We start from the raw sequence: 13,839 nt of genomic DNA, 5'->3' as shown, positions 1-13,839 counted from the left end.
GCGAGGAAGCCTGATGAAGATTGGCAAGCCGCTACCGGCTGTTTCCGCGATCAACCCCCAGGAGCGTCGCCAGACGCTGCTGCCGGAAACCCCGGCGGCGACGCAACGGACATCGGTGCTGGCCGATGCCGCGCATGCGGAGGTGGCGAGCAAGAAGAGCACCAGCTTCAGCCTGCAGCTCAACCAGCAGCTGTCCTCGATGCAGTCGGCGGAAAGCTACCTGAACGACCTTCATGGCCGCCTTTCCCAGCTCAAGCTCAGCCTCAGCCGCGAGATCAGCTCGCCGACCTCCGGTTCGGGGGCGGATAGCATCCGCCATGCCCTGCAGGACGTGGAGCAGCTGCTGCGTGAACGCAGCAAGCGCTCGGCCAACTCGCTGGATGCCACACTCAAGCTGCGCCTGAGCGAGCCGGTGCGCAGCCGCTTCAGCCTGCAGGGGCTCGATTCCCTCGAAGCGATCCGCCAGTCCGGCCGCGAAACGCTGTTGTTCAGCGGCGGCCGCCAGCTGGCCGAACCGGTGGCGGTGGTGCTCGACGATGACATGAGCGACGAGCAGATCCTGCGCCGCTTCAACGGCAGCCTGGGCCAGTCCGGCATTCGCGCCGAACTCGACGACAACGGCCGGCTGCGCTTCTCTGCCCGCGAAAGCGACTGGCAGCAGCTCAAGGATCAGCTGGCGGTGCAGGGTGAGGACAAGCTGTTCGCCAAAGGTCGTTACCAGCGCGTGCAGAGCGAGGAAGATCAGCTGCTGAAGTTTCCCGAGGAGCCATCGCTGGACTCGCTGCGCGAACTGCGGCGCATGCTCGATACCGTGGTGGCGGGGCTGGAAAAGGTCAGTGCGCTGCGCGAGCAGCTGGGTCAGCGCCAGCGTGAGATCCGCGATTTTCTCGCGCGCCAGGCCGATGCCGACGAGCAGCAGTGGGCCAGTGATTTTTCCCACTCGGTGTTCAACCTGATGCAGCGCAGCCCGTCCAGCTATGCCGCCGTCACCGAGACAGTGGTGGCGCAGGCCAACATCAGCCGCTTCGCGGTGGTCAGCCTGCTGTCCTGAGCGGCGCGCTTCAGTTCGGCGCGAGCAGCTTGATATCCGACGGCCGTCCGAGCGTCAGGGTTTGCAGCGTTTCGCCCAGCAGGCCACTGTCCGGGTCGCGGCGCAGCAGCACCAGGCTGTCGCTCAGCTGATTGGCGATCAGCATGAAACGCCCATCCGGCGTGATGGCGAATTCCCGTGGTTCGCGACCTTCGCTCGGGCGGCGCTGGATTTCGCGCAGCGTGCCGTCGGCTTCGATGGCGAAGGCGATGATGTGGTTGTAGTCGCCGCGGTCGCTGACATAGAGGAAGCGGCCATCGGCCGATGTGTGGATCGCGCCGGGTGAATGACGCACTTCGCTATCGGCCTCTTTGAGGTCCAGCAGCTGCCGGCGGGTCAGGGTGCCGTCGGTGTAGTCGAAGCCCGCCACCTGGGCGCTCAGCTCCAGGGCGAGATAGGCGTGTTTGCCATTGGGGTGGAACACCAGATGGCGCGGGCCGCTGCCCGCGGGCAGCTCGATGCTGGCGGGCTCATCCGGCCGCAGCGGGCGTTCGGCATGCCTCGGGTCGTAGCGGTAGACGAATACCCGGTCGGCGCCCAGGTCGCTGACCAGAAGGCGTGTGCCGTCCGGACTGGGCACCGCCGAATGCACATGGGCCGAGCGCTGGCGTTCGGGATGCACACCGCTGGCCTGGTGCGCGGTGATCTGCGTGACCGGCAAGGGCCGGCCATCCTCGGCCAGCGGCAGGACCGCCAGGCTGCCGCCGGGGTTGGGGCGCGAACCGTAGTTGCTGACGAACAGGTAGCGACCGTCGTGACTGAGGCTGGCATGGGTGGGTTCGTCGCCGAGGGTGATGGCCTGGCCGATGGGCTGGTAGTCGCCCTTGGCGTCGCGCTGCCAGGCGCCGACGCGGCCGACCGGGTCGGCATGGGCCGGGCCGTTCTCATGGGTGGCGTAAAGCCGGTCGCGCTTGTCATCCAGCACCAGCCAGGAGGGATTGTCGCCGGCCAGTGTCTGCACGGGTTCGGATTCGAGCCGCCCCTGCGCGGGATCGAAGCGCAGGCGCAGGATGCCTGGGCTGTCGCTGTCGTGCGTGTAGCTGCCGATCAGAATATGCATGTCGTCGTTCCCGGCCTGGGCGCCCTGGGTCAGTAGTGCGCCGGCCAGCAGAGCCAGTGCGAGTCGGAGGCGCATGGGCCGTTTGCCTTTTGTCGATGAAGTCATGCGACTATGACCGCCGTCGTGGCGTGATGCTCCCGCCGTGCGGTGGCGCGAACAATACCTGACCACCAGGGTCTGATATGCACCCGGGTGGATGCCGGCCTTTCCAGAATCCAGGACGTCTCATGGACCATTTGCTCCCCGTTCAGCTTGTCGAATTGCAGAGCATCGCCACCGATCTGGCCGAGAATCGCATCGCCCCGCTGGCGGCCGAGGTCGACGCCGAATGCCGCTGGCCCGCCGACTCCATGCAGGCGCTCGCCGAAGCCGGCCTGCTCGGCCTGCAGGTGCCGGTCGAGCTGGGCGGCCGCGGGCAGGGGCTGCTGGGGCTTTGCGTGCTCACCGAAAGCATCGCGCGGGCCTGCCCATCGTCGGCGCTGTGCTACGGCATGCATTGCGTGGCGACTGCGGTGATCGCCGCCAAGGCCACCGAGCATCAGCGCGAGCACTATCTGCGGGAGATCGCCGCGGGGCGGCACATCACCACCCTGGCACTGTCCGAGCAGGGCACCGGCGCGCATTTCTACCTGCCGGAAACCCGCCTGGATGCCGACGGCGACGAGTTCGTCATCGACGGCACCAAGCAGTTCGTCACCAACGGCGGGCATGCCGATTCCTACGTGGTTTCCACCGTGGCGGCGGACGCCGAAGCCGGCGATTTCAGCTGCCTGATCGTCGACAAGGACGGCGCCGGCATGCACTGGCTCGACGCCTGGGACGGCTTCGGCATGCGCGGCAACTCGTCCCGGCCGCTGCGCCTGGAACAGGTGCGGGTGCCGGCGCGCAACCTGCTCGGCGAGCCGGGCGATCAGGTCTGGTACGTGTTCGAAGTGGTGGCGCCGTTCTTCCTCATGGCCATGGCCGGCACCTACCTGGGCATCGCCCAGGCTGCGCTGGACGAGGCGGGCCTGCACCTGCACTCGCGTCGCTACAGCCATTCCGGCGAGTCCCTGCGCGACGTGGAGACGCTGCAGGTGCGCTATGGCGAACTCTGGACCGATCTGGTGAAAACCCGCGCGTTGGTGCGTGAGGCCGCACGGCGTGGCGATGCCGCGCATCCCGAGGCGCTGCCGTACATCCTGGCGTGCAAGACCGAAGCGGCGGAGACGGCGGTACGCCTGGCCAACGAGGCGATGAGTATTTGCGGCGGGGCGGCCTACCGCGACAGCAGCCGCGTCTCCCGGCTGCTGCGCGACGCCCGCGCCGGCCACGTGATGACGCCCACCACCGGTCTGCTGAAGCTGTGGACCGGACGCAGCCTGCTGGGGCTGCCATTGCTATGAACGAGCTGCTGCTCGATCAGGTCATGCTGCTCGATGCCGGCGACGGTCGCTTGCGCGAGCGGATCGGCAGCTGGGCAGCGGAGCAGGATCTGCAGCTGCACTGTCTCGACGGCAGTGCCCCGCCGCTCGGGGAGGATCAGCCGGCGCTGGTGCTGTTGGCGCCCGGCTTGCCGCGCGTGATCGCCCTGGCCCGGCAGCTGCGCAGCCGCTGGCGGGCCGCGCAGCTGCTGTTTCTCAGCGAGGACGCGCACGTCGAGCGGCTGCACCGCGAACTCGGTCCGGCGCCTATGTTGGGGCCGTACTGGTCGATCGTCGCGCTCGACAGCGACACATTGTGTCAGCGGCTCGATCAGGCGCTGGCGAGTGTGCGCCGCCGGGCGCGCCTGCGTACCACCCTGGCGCGGGCCAATGCCACGGTCAGCAGCAGCCAGTCGAGCAGGCGTCCGCAGCCGACGGCAGAACTCTATCTGCATCACTTCATCGATGCGGCGCGCGATGCCATCGTCGGGCTCGACCGGGCTGGCGCGGTGCTCTACTGGAGCGCCGGCGCGGCCGAGCTGTTCGACCTGAAGCAGACCGAGGTGCTCGGACAGGCGGTGAGCGGGCTGCCCTTCTGGAACGCCGACCTGGCGCAGGCACTGGCGCAGGCGCTGGATTGCGACTCGACCCAGACCTTGCAGTTCGAGGAATCGACCCAGGGGCGCGTGCTGGAGGTCGTCGTGGCCGCGGTCTGTGCGACCGATGGCGCAGTGGTGGGGGCGGCCCTGACGTTGCGTGACGTCTCGGCGCTGGTCGCCGAGCGGCGCGCCAGCGAGCTGTACGGGCGCCGACTCGTCGAGGAGCGCACGCACCTGCAGCGGCTGTTCGACCAGGCGCCGGGCTTCATTGCCATCACCGAAGGGCCGCAGCACGAACTGAAGATTGCCAATCGCGCCTTCCATGAGCTGGTCGGCGCCCGTGAGCTGCTCGGCCTGCCTGCCTACAAGGCCTTTCCGCAGCTGGAGAGCCGTGCGCTGTCCGACCTGCTGCAGCAGGTCTATGTCACCGGGCGCCCCTACCTCGGCCGCCACCTCGCCGTACGCGTGCGCCCGCAGCCCGGCGGCAAGGCCGAGCGGCGCTACGTGAATTTCATCTTCCAGCCGGTATTCAGCGAGGACGAGCAGATCAGCGGCATCTTCTGCCAGGGCCATGACGTCACCGCCCAGGTGCTGGCGCAGCAGGAGCTGCAGCGCACCAGCGAGCGCCTGCAGGAGCTGGTCGAGGAACGCACCCGCGAGCTGGAGCTGAGCCGGCAGGCGCTGTACCAGTCGCAGAAGCTCGAGGCCATCGGCAAGCTCACCGGCGGCGTGGCCCACGATTTCAACAATGTGCTGCAGGTCATTGCCGGCAATCTGCAGTTGCTGCAACCGCTGGCCGAGGACAACCGTGCCGCGGCCAAGCGTGTCGATGCCGCCAGTTCGGCCGTCGAGCGCGGCGCCAAGCTGGCCCGGCAGCTGTTGGCCTTCGCCCGCCGCCAGCCGTTGCGACCGCAACCGACCAATCTCGGCCGGCTGCTGCGCGACCTCGACGAATTGCTGCGCCAGGCCATCGGCGAACACATCGAGATCGAAACCGTGGTCGCTGGCGGCCTGTGGACCACCATGGTCGATCCGCACCAGCTCGAGCAGGTGGTACTCAACCTCGCGATCAACGCCCGCGACGCCATGCCCGAGGGTGGCAAGCTGACCTTGGAGCTGGGCAACGCCATGCTCGACGAGCATTACGCCGCAACCCAGGCCGACGTGGCACCGGGTCAGTACGTGCTGCTGGCGGTGTCCGACACCGGTGTCGGCATGCCGGCAGAGATCATCGAGCAGGCCTTCGAGCCCTTCTTCACCACCAAGCCCGAAGGCCACGGCACCGGTCTGGGGCTGAGCATGGCCTACGGCTTCGCCAAGCAGAGCAGCGGGCATATCCGCCTCTACAGCGAGCAGGGTAGCGGCACCACGGTCAAGCTCTACCTGCCGCGCACCGAGCAGCCCGAGGTGCAGGCGTTGCCGGACATCGTCGGCCCTGTCGTGGGCGGCAGCGAAACCATCCTGGTGGTGGAGGACGACCTGCCGGTGCAGGCCACCGTGATCGAGCTGCTCAGCGGGCTCGGCTATTCGGTGCTGCGCGCCAATGATGCGCAGAGCGCGCTGAGCATCCTGCAGAGCGGTATCGGCATCGATCTGCTGTTCACCGACGTGGTCATGCCCGGGCCGCTGCGCAGCACCGAGCTGGCGCGGCAGGCACGGCTGCTGCAGCCGGACATCGCGGTGCTGTTCACTTCCGGCTACACGCGCAATGCCGTCGTGCATGGCGGGCGCCTGGACCCCGGCGTAGAGCTGCTGAGCAAGCCCTACCGGCAGGAAGACCTGGCGCGCAAGGTGCGTCAGCTGCTGAGTGCGCAGCGCGGCGACGGCCAGGCCCCCGCGCAACGCTGGGTGATGGTGGTCGAGGACCAGCCACAGCTGCTGGCGCTGGCCTGCGAGATGGTCGAGGAGCTGGGTTACCGCGCCCGGGGTTACCCGAATGCCGAGCAGGCGGCGCAGGCATTGCACGACCAGCGCTTCGACCAGCTGCTGCTGGACGTCAACCTGCCCGGGCGCTCAGGCCCCGACTTCGCGGCCGAGGCCCTGGAAGCCCAGCCGTGGCTGAAGCTGGTGTTCGTCTCCGGCGAGGGCCGCATCGACAGTGCCCTGCCGTCCCGCTCTTTGCCCAAACCGTTCAGCTTCGACCAGCTTGCCGAGGTTCTGCAGATGTGAACGGGCGCGACCGGGATCGGCCACGGTAGCGACACAGACCGTGCACGCCGATAACCACCGGTGCGGTGAGGGCCAGCCAGCTCAGCCAGTCGCCAGCGCCTTCAGAGACCAGGCCGGCGACCAGTCCGATGATGGACGCCACGGCGACCACCAGCGGCCAAAGCCAGATGCGCATCATGCCCGCACCTCCGCCGTCGCACCGCGCTTGAGCCACAGGTACAGCCCGCTGCCCAGTACCACGATGGTGAGGATATCCAGCAACGCCCAGAGCACCTTCAGCGGCAGACCGCCGTAATCGCCGAAATGCAGCGGTTCGGACAGTTGCAGCGCGGTGACGTACCAGGGACGCGCGCCGGCTTCCAGTACCTCGCCATTGGCCGGATCGACCAGCAGCGCCTGGGTCAGGCGCGAGGTCAGCGGCGTGTCGCCGCGCAGGATCACCGCGACATGCTCCGGCGTGGCGCGCAGGGTGCCGGGGTAGGCGATCATCGAGATCGCCATGCCGGGTGCGGCGGCCAGCGCACGCTCGACCGCGATCTGCAGCGAACCATCGGCGGCCGGCGCCTCGCTGGCGTCGGCCGCGAGCAGCACGCGGGTCTCACCGGCTTGCAGTGCGGCGACCTGTTCGGCCTGCCAGGCCTGGAAGATCAGGTCCGCCCAGGTATTGATCACCCCGGTGAAGCCCACCGCGAGGGCCCACACCAGGGTGACGATGCCAAGCAGGTTGTGCAGGTCCAGCCAGCGGGTGCGGGCGGTGCGCTCCTGACGCACTTCGCCGAAGCGCAGCTTGCGCATGAAGGGCGCATAGAGCACCACGCCGGAGACGATCGCCACCATCAGCAGCAGTCCCATGAAGCCGAGGAACAGCTTACCGGCGAGCCCCGCGTAGAGGTCCACGTGCAGGCGGTACATCACGCTCATGAAGCCTTCGTCGAAGTTCGGCGCGCCGAGCACCTCGGCCGTACGGGCGTCGGAGAGGATCAGCGTCGACTCGCTCTCGTCGGTGTCGACGCGGGTATCGAGCTTGACGTACCAGACATCTGGCGCGTCTTCTTCGGCGAAGAAGTACAGCGGCACCAGACCGGGGTAGGCCTTCACAGCTTCGGCCGCGACCCGGTCGACCGCAGCGCGCGGCGTGCCCTCGGGCATCGCTGGCGCCTCGATCTCGTTGCCGGTGAGGTGATCGATCTCGTGGGAGAAGATCAGCGGCAGGCCGGTCAGGCACAGCATCAGGATGAACAGCGTAGAGACGAGACTGGACCACTTGTGGACCCAGCCCCACCGCCGCAGGGTGACTGCCTGCATCAGAAGTCGACCGTAGCGCTGACCGAAAGCGTGCGCGGGGCGCCGAGGACGAGGTAGTTCGAGCCCGGATAGCCCCCGGTCGAGGCCCAGTAATCGCGACCGGTAGCGTTGTCGAGCCCGGCCCGAAGCGTAACGTCACGGTCTTCGATGGTCATGCGATAGCGTGCGCCCAGATCCAGGCGGGTCCACGATGGCAAGCGGAGGTCATTGCTGGCGCTGGCGTACTGCTTGCCGGTATGCACCACCAGGCTGGTCAGCGTCAGCCCCTGCATACCGGGCACGTCCCATTCGCCGCCGAGGTTGGCCTGCAACTTGGGAACGCCGATGGCATCGTTGCCGTCGTTGGCGCCATTGAGCGTCTTCTTCTGCTCGGCATCCAGCAGGGTGACGCCACCCAGCAGACGCACGCCGTAGACGGGCTCGCCGAACACCGACAGCTCGATGCCGCGGTTGCGTTGCTCTCCGCCTTCGCGGAAGACCTGATTTTCAACAATGCCGAAAGGCCGCTCGGTACTAAACACCGCAATGCTGCCACCCAGATTGCCTCCATCGTACTTGAGGCCGATTTCGGTCTGCTTGGCGACGTAAGGCGCCAACGTCGAATCGGAATTCAGCACGGGGAGGCCGCCGGATGTCGCAGGGGCTGTTTCGCCCTTGGTCAAACCTTCGATGTAGTTGGCGTAGACCGAGAGTTCGTCGGTCAGCATGTACACGATCCCGGCGACCGGGGTGACTTCATGGTCGTCGTATTGGCCGCTGCGATTACCGGTCTGCGAGGAATAACTCTTGGTTTCGATACCCTGCCAACGCGCGCCAAGCGTGACCAGCAGACGGTCATCCATGAAGCCCAGCGTGTCGGCTAGAGCCATGCTCTTGGTATGGATGCGCTCTGTTACCTGCGGATCAGACAGGACTCCGCCATCGTAGGTAACGGTTGTGGGCAGTGCCGCGTCGAATGGGTCGTACAGGTTACCCGCGACAGGGGAGTAGAACTGGTTGGCCCCTTTCTCCTGCGAATCGAAGATTGCCGCCGACGTCACGAGCTGATGTGAGACCGCTCCGGTCTGCAGGCGCATACGCAAGCCGGCTTCGCTGGTAAATATGCTGTCTTCGCGGTAATTGTCGAAGCGCGACGCCGTGGTCGCACCAGAGGCTGTAGCGCGAGGGTTGGCCAGGCGATTTTGCTCTTCACCCTCCCGCACACCAGCTGCCAGCCAGCCCGTTACTGCATCGGTGAAGTCATATTCGGCGCGGAAGGTGCCAAACGTCTGCTTCTCTTTCGAATAGGTCCAGGATTGCGCGAAGTTATCGTCAGCATCTGGAGCACTGGGCAGGCCACCGCTCGGCGTAACGCTGGGGCGTGGATTGTCGATGAAGTGATACTGGTGGCCGATGTCTGCCGACAAGCGCAGGCGGTCACCCTGGTAGTCCAGACCCAGCGCGAACATGTCCAGCGTCTGGTCTTCTTCATCAACGCCTGTCTCGCCGGCGCGCTTGGCTGCGTTAAGACGAACACCGAACTGGTTCTGCTCACCGAAGCGACGACCCAGGTCGGCGGCAACCGTGCCTTGGCCGCCGGAGCTGGCGCCAAATGTCATGCGACTCAGGGGCTCGTTCGGCGCACGCTTGGGCAGCAGGTTGATAGCGCCGCCCAGACCCGTACCACCCGGTGCGGCGCCATTGAGAAAGGCGCTTGCACCACGGAATACCTCCGCGCGCTCGATGAATTCCGCGGCCACATACTGGCGCGGCAGCAGACCGTAGAGTCCGTTATAGGAAATATCATCGGAATACAGCGGGAAGCCGCGCACGACATACAGCTCCTGCATGTTGCCGAAGCCCCGTGCCACGCGCACCGAAGGATCGTTCTGCACGATGTCGGACACGCTGCGCGCCTGCTGGTCCTGGATCAGCTGCGAGGTATAGGACGTCGAGGTGAACGGCGTTTCCATGTAGTCGCGATTGCCGAGAATACCCACGCGCCCGCCTCGGGCGACCTGTTCGCCAGCGTAGGGTTGGGTCAGACCGTCGGCCGAAGCGTCGGCGCTGGCGGTGATCTCCACCGATTGCAGTTCGACCGGCTCGGTGGCAGTGCCCTGAGCCTGCTCTTCGAGTGGTTCCTGGGCCATGAGCGGTGAGCCAGCGAAGCTGGCGGCAAGGCAAACGGGCAGCAGTGCGGTTTTACGCGGGAAGCGAAGCGTGGGCATGGCGGACCTGACCGGACGTTGAACTGTGAGAGGGGTGAAGGGGACGGCTCGGCGGACAATGAGAGCCTGTGCCATCTGAGAGCCACTATCGTAAATAAAAGATAACAATTCGCAACTGTATTCCGCTTAGCGGTGTCGCGACGCGGTGGCGTGTTGGCGGTACCAAGCGCTCTGGCCCGAGGCCTGTCGCGTTCCGCGCTTCTGCAAAAAAAAAGTTTCGCGCTGCCTGTCGATTCATGAACACGCCGGACGACTACTGGCTGAACCCCCGTTCAACCAGAAAACAGGAGACGGACATGAACAACACAACCCGCCAGGACGAAACCGCCATTCGCCAGCTGCACGACGCCTTCGAGCAGGCCATCGGTGCCAAGGATCTCGACCGGATCATGGCGCAGTACGCGCCGGACGTGGTCGCCTTCGATGCAGTGGGCGCGCTGCAGTTCAAGGGCGTGGCCGAGTACCGCGCGCACTGGCAGCGCTGCTTCGAGTTCTGCCAGGGCGAAGGCTTCTTCGAGACTCACGAGCTGCACGTGGACGTCGGCGGCGAGCTGGCCTGTAGCCGCATGCTCACCCATTGCGGCGGGCCGAACGCCGAAGGCGAGATGCAGACGGCGTGGATGCGCGGCACGCGGGTCTGGGCGCGGCGCGACGGCGAGTGGAAAGTGATTCACGAGCACTTCTCGATGCCCTTCGACATGGAAACCGGCCAGGTATGCATGTCGTCGACACCTTCGGCGACGCAGCAGGTCGGTTGAGCGCCGCGCAGCTTCGTCGTTCGTTCAGGCAGGCTTCGCTCCCGGCTGCTAGCTTTTCTGCGTCCCTGGCAGCCGGAGCTTTTGCATGAAATACCTGTGCCTGATCTATTACGACGAGCAGCGTGTGGATGCGCTGACCGATGAACAGTGGCAGGCGCTGGTCGCGCGCTGCCTGAGCTGCGGCGAGGAGCTGCGCGCCAGCGGCCATATGCTCGCCGGCGAACCGCTGCAGTCGGTGCGTACCGCACGCACGGTGCGCGTGCGTGATGGCATCACCTCGGTGGTCGATGGCCCCTTCGCCGAAACCCGCGAGCAGCTCGCCGGCTTCTACCTGATCGAGGCGGCGGATCAGCAGGAGGCCGAGGCCATCGCGGCGAAGATTCCGCCGGCCAGCCTCGGTTGTGTCGAGGTCCGGCCTTTGCGCCAGCTGCCGCAGCGCTGAGCATGCCGCTCACCGGAGCCTTCGCGGCGGCGCAGGTCGAGGCGGTCTATCGCCGCGAATCGCGTCGGGTCCTGGCCACGTTGATTCGTCTGTTGGGCGATTTCGATCGTGCCGAGGAAGCCCTGCAAGACGCCTTCGCTGCAGCCCTGCAGCAGTGGCCGCGCGACGGCGTTCCGGATAACCCGCGCGCCTGGCTGGTATCCACCGGCCGCTTCAAGGCTATCGATGCCCTGCGCCGGCGGGCGCGCTTCGATGCCTCGCTGCGGCTGCTGGCCGAGCAGCTGGAAGATGCAACCGAGGCAGCGGAGGTGGACGAGATGGAAGACGATCGTCTGCGGCTGATCTTCACCTGCTGCCATCCGGCCCTGCCGGCGGATGGCCGCGTGGCGCTGACCCTGCGCGAGGTCTGCGACCTGACCACCGAGGAAATCGCCCGGGCCTTTCTGGCGCCGCCGGCCACCATCGCCCAGCGCATCGTGCGGGCCAAGGCGAAGATCCGCGATGCCCAGCTGCCCTATCGGGTGCCCGAGCGCGCCGAACTGCCGATGCGCCTGGAGAGTGTGCTGCGGGTGATCTACCTGGTGTTCAACGAAGGGTATTCGGCATCCGCCGGGGCGGCGCTGACCCGCGCCGATCTTTGTGTCGAGGCCATTCGCCTGGGCCGCCTGCTCTACGAGCTGCTGCCCGACGTGGAGGTCGCCGGGCTGCTGGCGCTGATGCTGCTGCACGATGCCCGGCGCGCCGCGCGCAGCGATGCTTCCGGCGAGCTGGTGCGGCTGGAAGAGCAGGATCGCAGCCTGTGGGATCGGCAGCAGATCGCCGAAGGTGCACTGCTGGTGCAGCGTGCCCTGAGCACGCGCGCCTTCGGCCCCTACGCATTGCAGGCGGCCATCGTTGCCGTGCATGCCGAGGCGCCGAGCGCCGCGCAGACCGACTGGGCGCAGATCGTGCGGCTCTACGACGTGTTGCTGCAGCTCAGCCCGTCACCTGTGGTGAGGCTGAACCGCGCGGTGGCTGTGGCCATGCGCGACGGTGCCGAGGCGGGCTTATTGCTGGTGGACGAGCTGCTGGCGCAGGGGGAACTGCAGGACTATCACCTCAGCCATGCCGCCCGCGCCGATCTGCTGCGCCAACTGGCGCGCCCCGACGAGGCCCGCGAAGCGTACCGCAGCGCCTTGCGACTGGTGCAGCTGGAGCCGGAGCGACGTTTTCTGCAGAGGCAGCTGGATGGGCTGGACAGCTGACTCGACGGGTTCGACGCTTGCGGATGCAAGCGTTCAACGCCCAGCGATGCTGCCATCCGCAGCTGACATTCTGGCGTAGGGTGGGCTTCAGCCCACCGCTTGCGGCAGCGCGATGCTTACCGTGTCTCGCCATGCCACGTCGTAGCGCGATGGTGGGCTTCACCCACCCTACGGAGCGGCGTCGCGCTGCGGCGACGAGAGCGGCGCCATGATCAGTTGTCGCAACTACCAGCCGGCAGATAGTCGCTGCGGCTCAGCCCGTGGCGCTGCATCTTCTCGTTGAGGGTGCGTCGTGGCAGCTGCAGCTGAGTCATGACCTCGGCGATATTGCCTTTGCACTGCTGCAGGGCGTTGTGCAGGCACTGCGCCTCGAAGGCTTCCATCTGTTCGGCCAGCGACTGTCCGCCACTGCTCGCCGGGGCCGGTGCGCTGAGGCCGAGGGCGTGGCGTTCGGCGGCGTTGATCAGCTCGCGCACGTTGCCCGGCCAGTCGTGGGCGAGCAGCTGCGTCAGCTCGCCGGGCGTCATCGGCGGGGCGGCGCGACCGTGGCGCTGGGCGGCCTGGCTGGCGAAGTGTTCGAACAGCAGCGGAATGTCCTCACGGCGCTCGCGCAATGGCGGGATGTGCAGCTCGGCGACGTTCAGCCGGTACAGCAGGTCCTCGCGGAAGCGTCCGCCGCGCACCTCTTCCAGCAGGTCCGGCTTGGCCGCGCTGATCACCCGCAGGTCGACCTCGATGCTGCGGTTCGAGCCGAGCCGTTCCAGGGTCTTTTCCTGCAGCACGCGCAGCAGCTTGACCTGCTGCGCCAGCGGCATGCTTTCGATCTCGTCGAGGAACAGCGTGCCGCCGGCGGCATGCTCGATGCGGCCGATGCGCTTGCCCTGGGCGCCGGTGAAGGCGCCGCTCTCGTGGCCGAACAGCTCGCTTTCGAAAATGGTCTCCGGGATCGCCGCGCAGTTCAGCGCCACGAACGGCCCGCCGGCGCGCGGGCTGAAGTCATGCAGGCAGCGCGCGACCTGTTCCTTGCCGCTGCCGGTCTCGCCACGGATCAGCACGTTGACGTCGGTCCCGGCCAGCTCCAGCACCTGCCGGCGCAGGTTGACCATCGCCCGTGATACGCCAAGCAGCTGCGATTCGATACGTCCCTTGCGGGCGAACTGCTCGCGCAGCTGGCGGTTCTCGCAGACCAGCCGGCGCTTGTCCATGGCGCGTCGTACGCTGTCGAGCAGGCGTTCCGGGGTGAAGGGTTTTTCGATGAAGTCGTAGGCGCCCTGGCGCAGTGCCTGCACGGCCATGGGCACGTCGCCGTGCCCGGTGACCATGATCACCGGCAGGTCGGCGTCCAGCGTTACCAGCTGTTCGAGCAGGCCGAGGCCGTCGAGATCGGGCATGCGCACGTCGCTGATCAGCACGCCGGGAAAGTCGCGATCCAGCGCTGTCAGCGCCTCGCGGGCGCGGGAGAAGGTACGCACCTGAAAGCCGGACAGCTCCAGCCACTGCTGCACGGCATGACGGATCGCCGCCTCGTCGTCGATGAAGATTACCTGCCCGCTCATTGCCTG

General features: G+C 66.9%; 11 protein-coding genes. 6 read left to right on the top strand and 5 right to left on the bottom strand.

Annotated features, from left to right (window positions below):
* Window positions 1–13 precede the first annotated feature (13 nt).
* Window positions 14–1,051 (top strand): hypothetical protein, encoded by a 1,038-nt coding sequence (locus tag ACX1DW_RS16340; RefSeq protein WP_458991908.1) that lies wholly within the window; start codon window positions 14–16, stop codon window positions 1,049–1,051.
* 10 nt (window positions 1,052–1,061) lie between these two features.
* Here the strand turns inward: ACX1DW_RS16340 and ACX1DW_RS16335 are convergent, their stop codons facing one another.
* Window positions 1,062–2,225, bottom strand: a complete 1,164-nt coding sequence (locus ACX1DW_RS16335; RefSeq protein WP_458991907.1) for a lactonase family protein — start codon at window positions 2,223–2,225, stop codon at window positions 1,062–1,064.
* Between the two features lie 152 nt (window positions 2,226–2,377).
* On the opposite strand from ACX1DW_RS16335, the gene ACX1DW_RS16330 reads away from it, so the two are divergent.
* Complete coding sequence (locus ACX1DW_RS16330; protein ID WP_110778481.1) at window positions 2,378–3,535, top strand: acyl-CoA dehydrogenase family protein; 1,158 nt, start codon at window positions 2,378–2,380, stop codon at window positions 3,533–3,535.
* Window positions 3,532–6,321: a response regulator gene (locus ACX1DW_RS16325; RefSeq protein ID WP_458991906.1), complete on the top strand. Its 2,790-nt coding sequence runs from the start codon at window positions 3,532–3,534 to the stop codon at window positions 6,319–6,321. Before ACX1DW_RS16330 ends, ACX1DW_RS16325 begins: the two co-directional genes overlap by 4 nt.
* On the opposite strand, the gene ACX1DW_RS16320 is transcribed toward ACX1DW_RS16325, so the two are convergent.
* From ACX1DW_RS16320 to ACX1DW_RS16310, 3 genes are read right to left on the bottom strand one after another with little or no spacing between them, the layout of a single operon-like run.
* Complete coding sequence (locus tag ACX1DW_RS16320; RefSeq protein WP_152480638.1) at window positions 6,284–6,499, bottom strand: hypothetical protein; 216 nt, start codon at window positions 6,497–6,499, stop codon at window positions 6,284–6,286. The genes ACX1DW_RS16325 and ACX1DW_RS16320 overlap by 38 nt on opposite strands.
* Entirely contained in the window at window positions 6,496–7,626 is a 1,131-nt protein-coding gene (locus ACX1DW_RS16315) for a PepSY-associated TM helix domain-containing protein (protein WP_285360356.1), read from the bottom strand. Before ACX1DW_RS16315 ends, ACX1DW_RS16320 begins: the two co-directional genes overlap by 4 nt.
* Window positions 7,626–9,833 (bottom strand): TonB-dependent receptor, encoded by a 2,208-nt coding sequence (locus tag ACX1DW_RS16310; RefSeq protein ID WP_285360355.1) that lies wholly within the window; start codon window positions 9,831–9,833, stop codon window positions 7,626–7,628. Before ACX1DW_RS16310 ends, ACX1DW_RS16315 begins: the two co-directional genes overlap by 1 nt.
* 296 nt (window positions 9,834–10,129) lie before the next feature.
* Between ACX1DW_RS16310 and ACX1DW_RS16305 the strand changes: the two genes are divergently transcribed.
* The 3 genes from ACX1DW_RS16305 to ACX1DW_RS16295 all read left to right on the top strand — a co-directional run bounded on the left by ACX1DW_RS16305 (window position 10,130) and on the right by ACX1DW_RS16295 (window position 12,277).
* Window positions 10,130–10,591 carry a YybH family protein gene (locus ACX1DW_RS16305; RefSeq protein WP_011911394.1) on the top strand — a complete coding sequence of 154 codons (462 nt, stop codon included), beginning with the start codon at window positions 10,130–10,132 and terminating at the stop codon, window positions 10,589–10,591.
* 85 nt (window positions 10,592–10,676) lie between these two features.
* Window positions 10,677–11,033 carry a YciI family protein gene (locus ACX1DW_RS16300; protein WP_102839286.1) on the top strand — a complete coding sequence of 119 codons (357 nt, stop codon included), beginning with the start codon at window positions 10,677–10,679 and terminating at the stop codon, window positions 11,031–11,033.
* Window positions 11,034–11,035: 2 nt separating this feature from the next.
* Window positions 11,036–12,277 (top strand): RNA polymerase sigma factor, encoded by a 1,242-nt coding sequence (locus ACX1DW_RS16295; protein WP_316958822.1) that lies wholly within the window; start codon window positions 11,036–11,038, stop codon window positions 12,275–12,277.
* A 212-nt stretch (window positions 12,278–12,489) separates the two neighbouring features.
* Here the strand turns inward: ACX1DW_RS16295 and ACX1DW_RS16290 are convergent, their stop codons facing one another.
* Window positions 12,490–13,833: a sigma-54-dependent transcriptional regulator gene (locus tag ACX1DW_RS16290; protein ID WP_316958823.1), complete on the bottom strand. Its 1,344-nt coding sequence runs from the start codon at window positions 13,831–13,833 to the stop codon at window positions 12,490–12,492.
* Window positions 13,834–13,839: the final 6 nt, after the last annotated feature.

It is taken from the genome of Stutzerimonas sp. KH-1, from assembly GCF_054483855.1.
Note: the sequence above shows the minus strand (reverse complement) of the source record. Positions and strands in the feature narration are given on the sequence as shown.

Bases quoted from the DNA above. Each gene is read 5' to 3' on its own strand.
- ACX1DW_RS16340 (WP_458991908.1), top strand. From the start codon at position 14: ATGAAGATTGGCAAGCCGCTACCGGCTGTTTCCGCGATCAACCCCCAG.
- ACX1DW_RS16335 (WP_458991907.1), bottom strand. From the start codon at position 2,225: ATGCGCCTCCGACTCGCACTGGCTCTGCTGGCCGGCGCACTACTGACC.
- ACX1DW_RS16330 (WP_110778481.1), top strand. From the start codon at position 2,378: ATGGACCATTTGCTCCCCGTTCAGCTTGTCGAATTGCAGAGCATCGCC.
- ACX1DW_RS16325 (WP_458991906.1), top strand. From the start codon at position 3,532: ATGAACGAGCTGCTGCTCGATCAGGTCATGCTGCTCGATGCCGGCGAC.
- ACX1DW_RS16320 (WP_152480638.1), bottom strand. From the start codon at position 6,499: ATGATGCGCATCTGGCTTTGGCCGCTGGTGGTCGCCGTGGCGTCCATC.
- ACX1DW_RS16315 (WP_285360356.1), bottom strand. From the start codon at position 7,626: ATGCAGGCAGTCACCCTGCGGCGGTGGGGCTGGGTCCACAAGTGGTCC.
- ACX1DW_RS16310 (WP_285360355.1), bottom strand. From the start codon at position 9,833: ATGCCCACGCTTCGCTTCCCGCGTAAAACCGCACTGCTGCCCGTTTGC.
- ACX1DW_RS16305 (WP_011911394.1), top strand. From the start codon at position 10,130: ATGAACAACACAACCCGCCAGGACGAAACCGCCATTCGCCAGCTGCAC.
- ACX1DW_RS16300 (WP_102839286.1), top strand. From the start codon at position 10,677: ATGAAATACCTGTGCCTGATCTATTACGACGAGCAGCGTGTGGATGCG.
- ACX1DW_RS16295 (WP_316958822.1), top strand. From the start codon at position 11,036: ATGCCGCTCACCGGAGCCTTCGCGGCGGCGCAGGTCGAGGCGGTCTAT.
- ACX1DW_RS16290 (WP_316958823.1), bottom strand. From the start codon at position 13,833: ATGAGCGGGCAGGTAATCTTCATCGACGACGAGGCGGCGATCCGTCAT.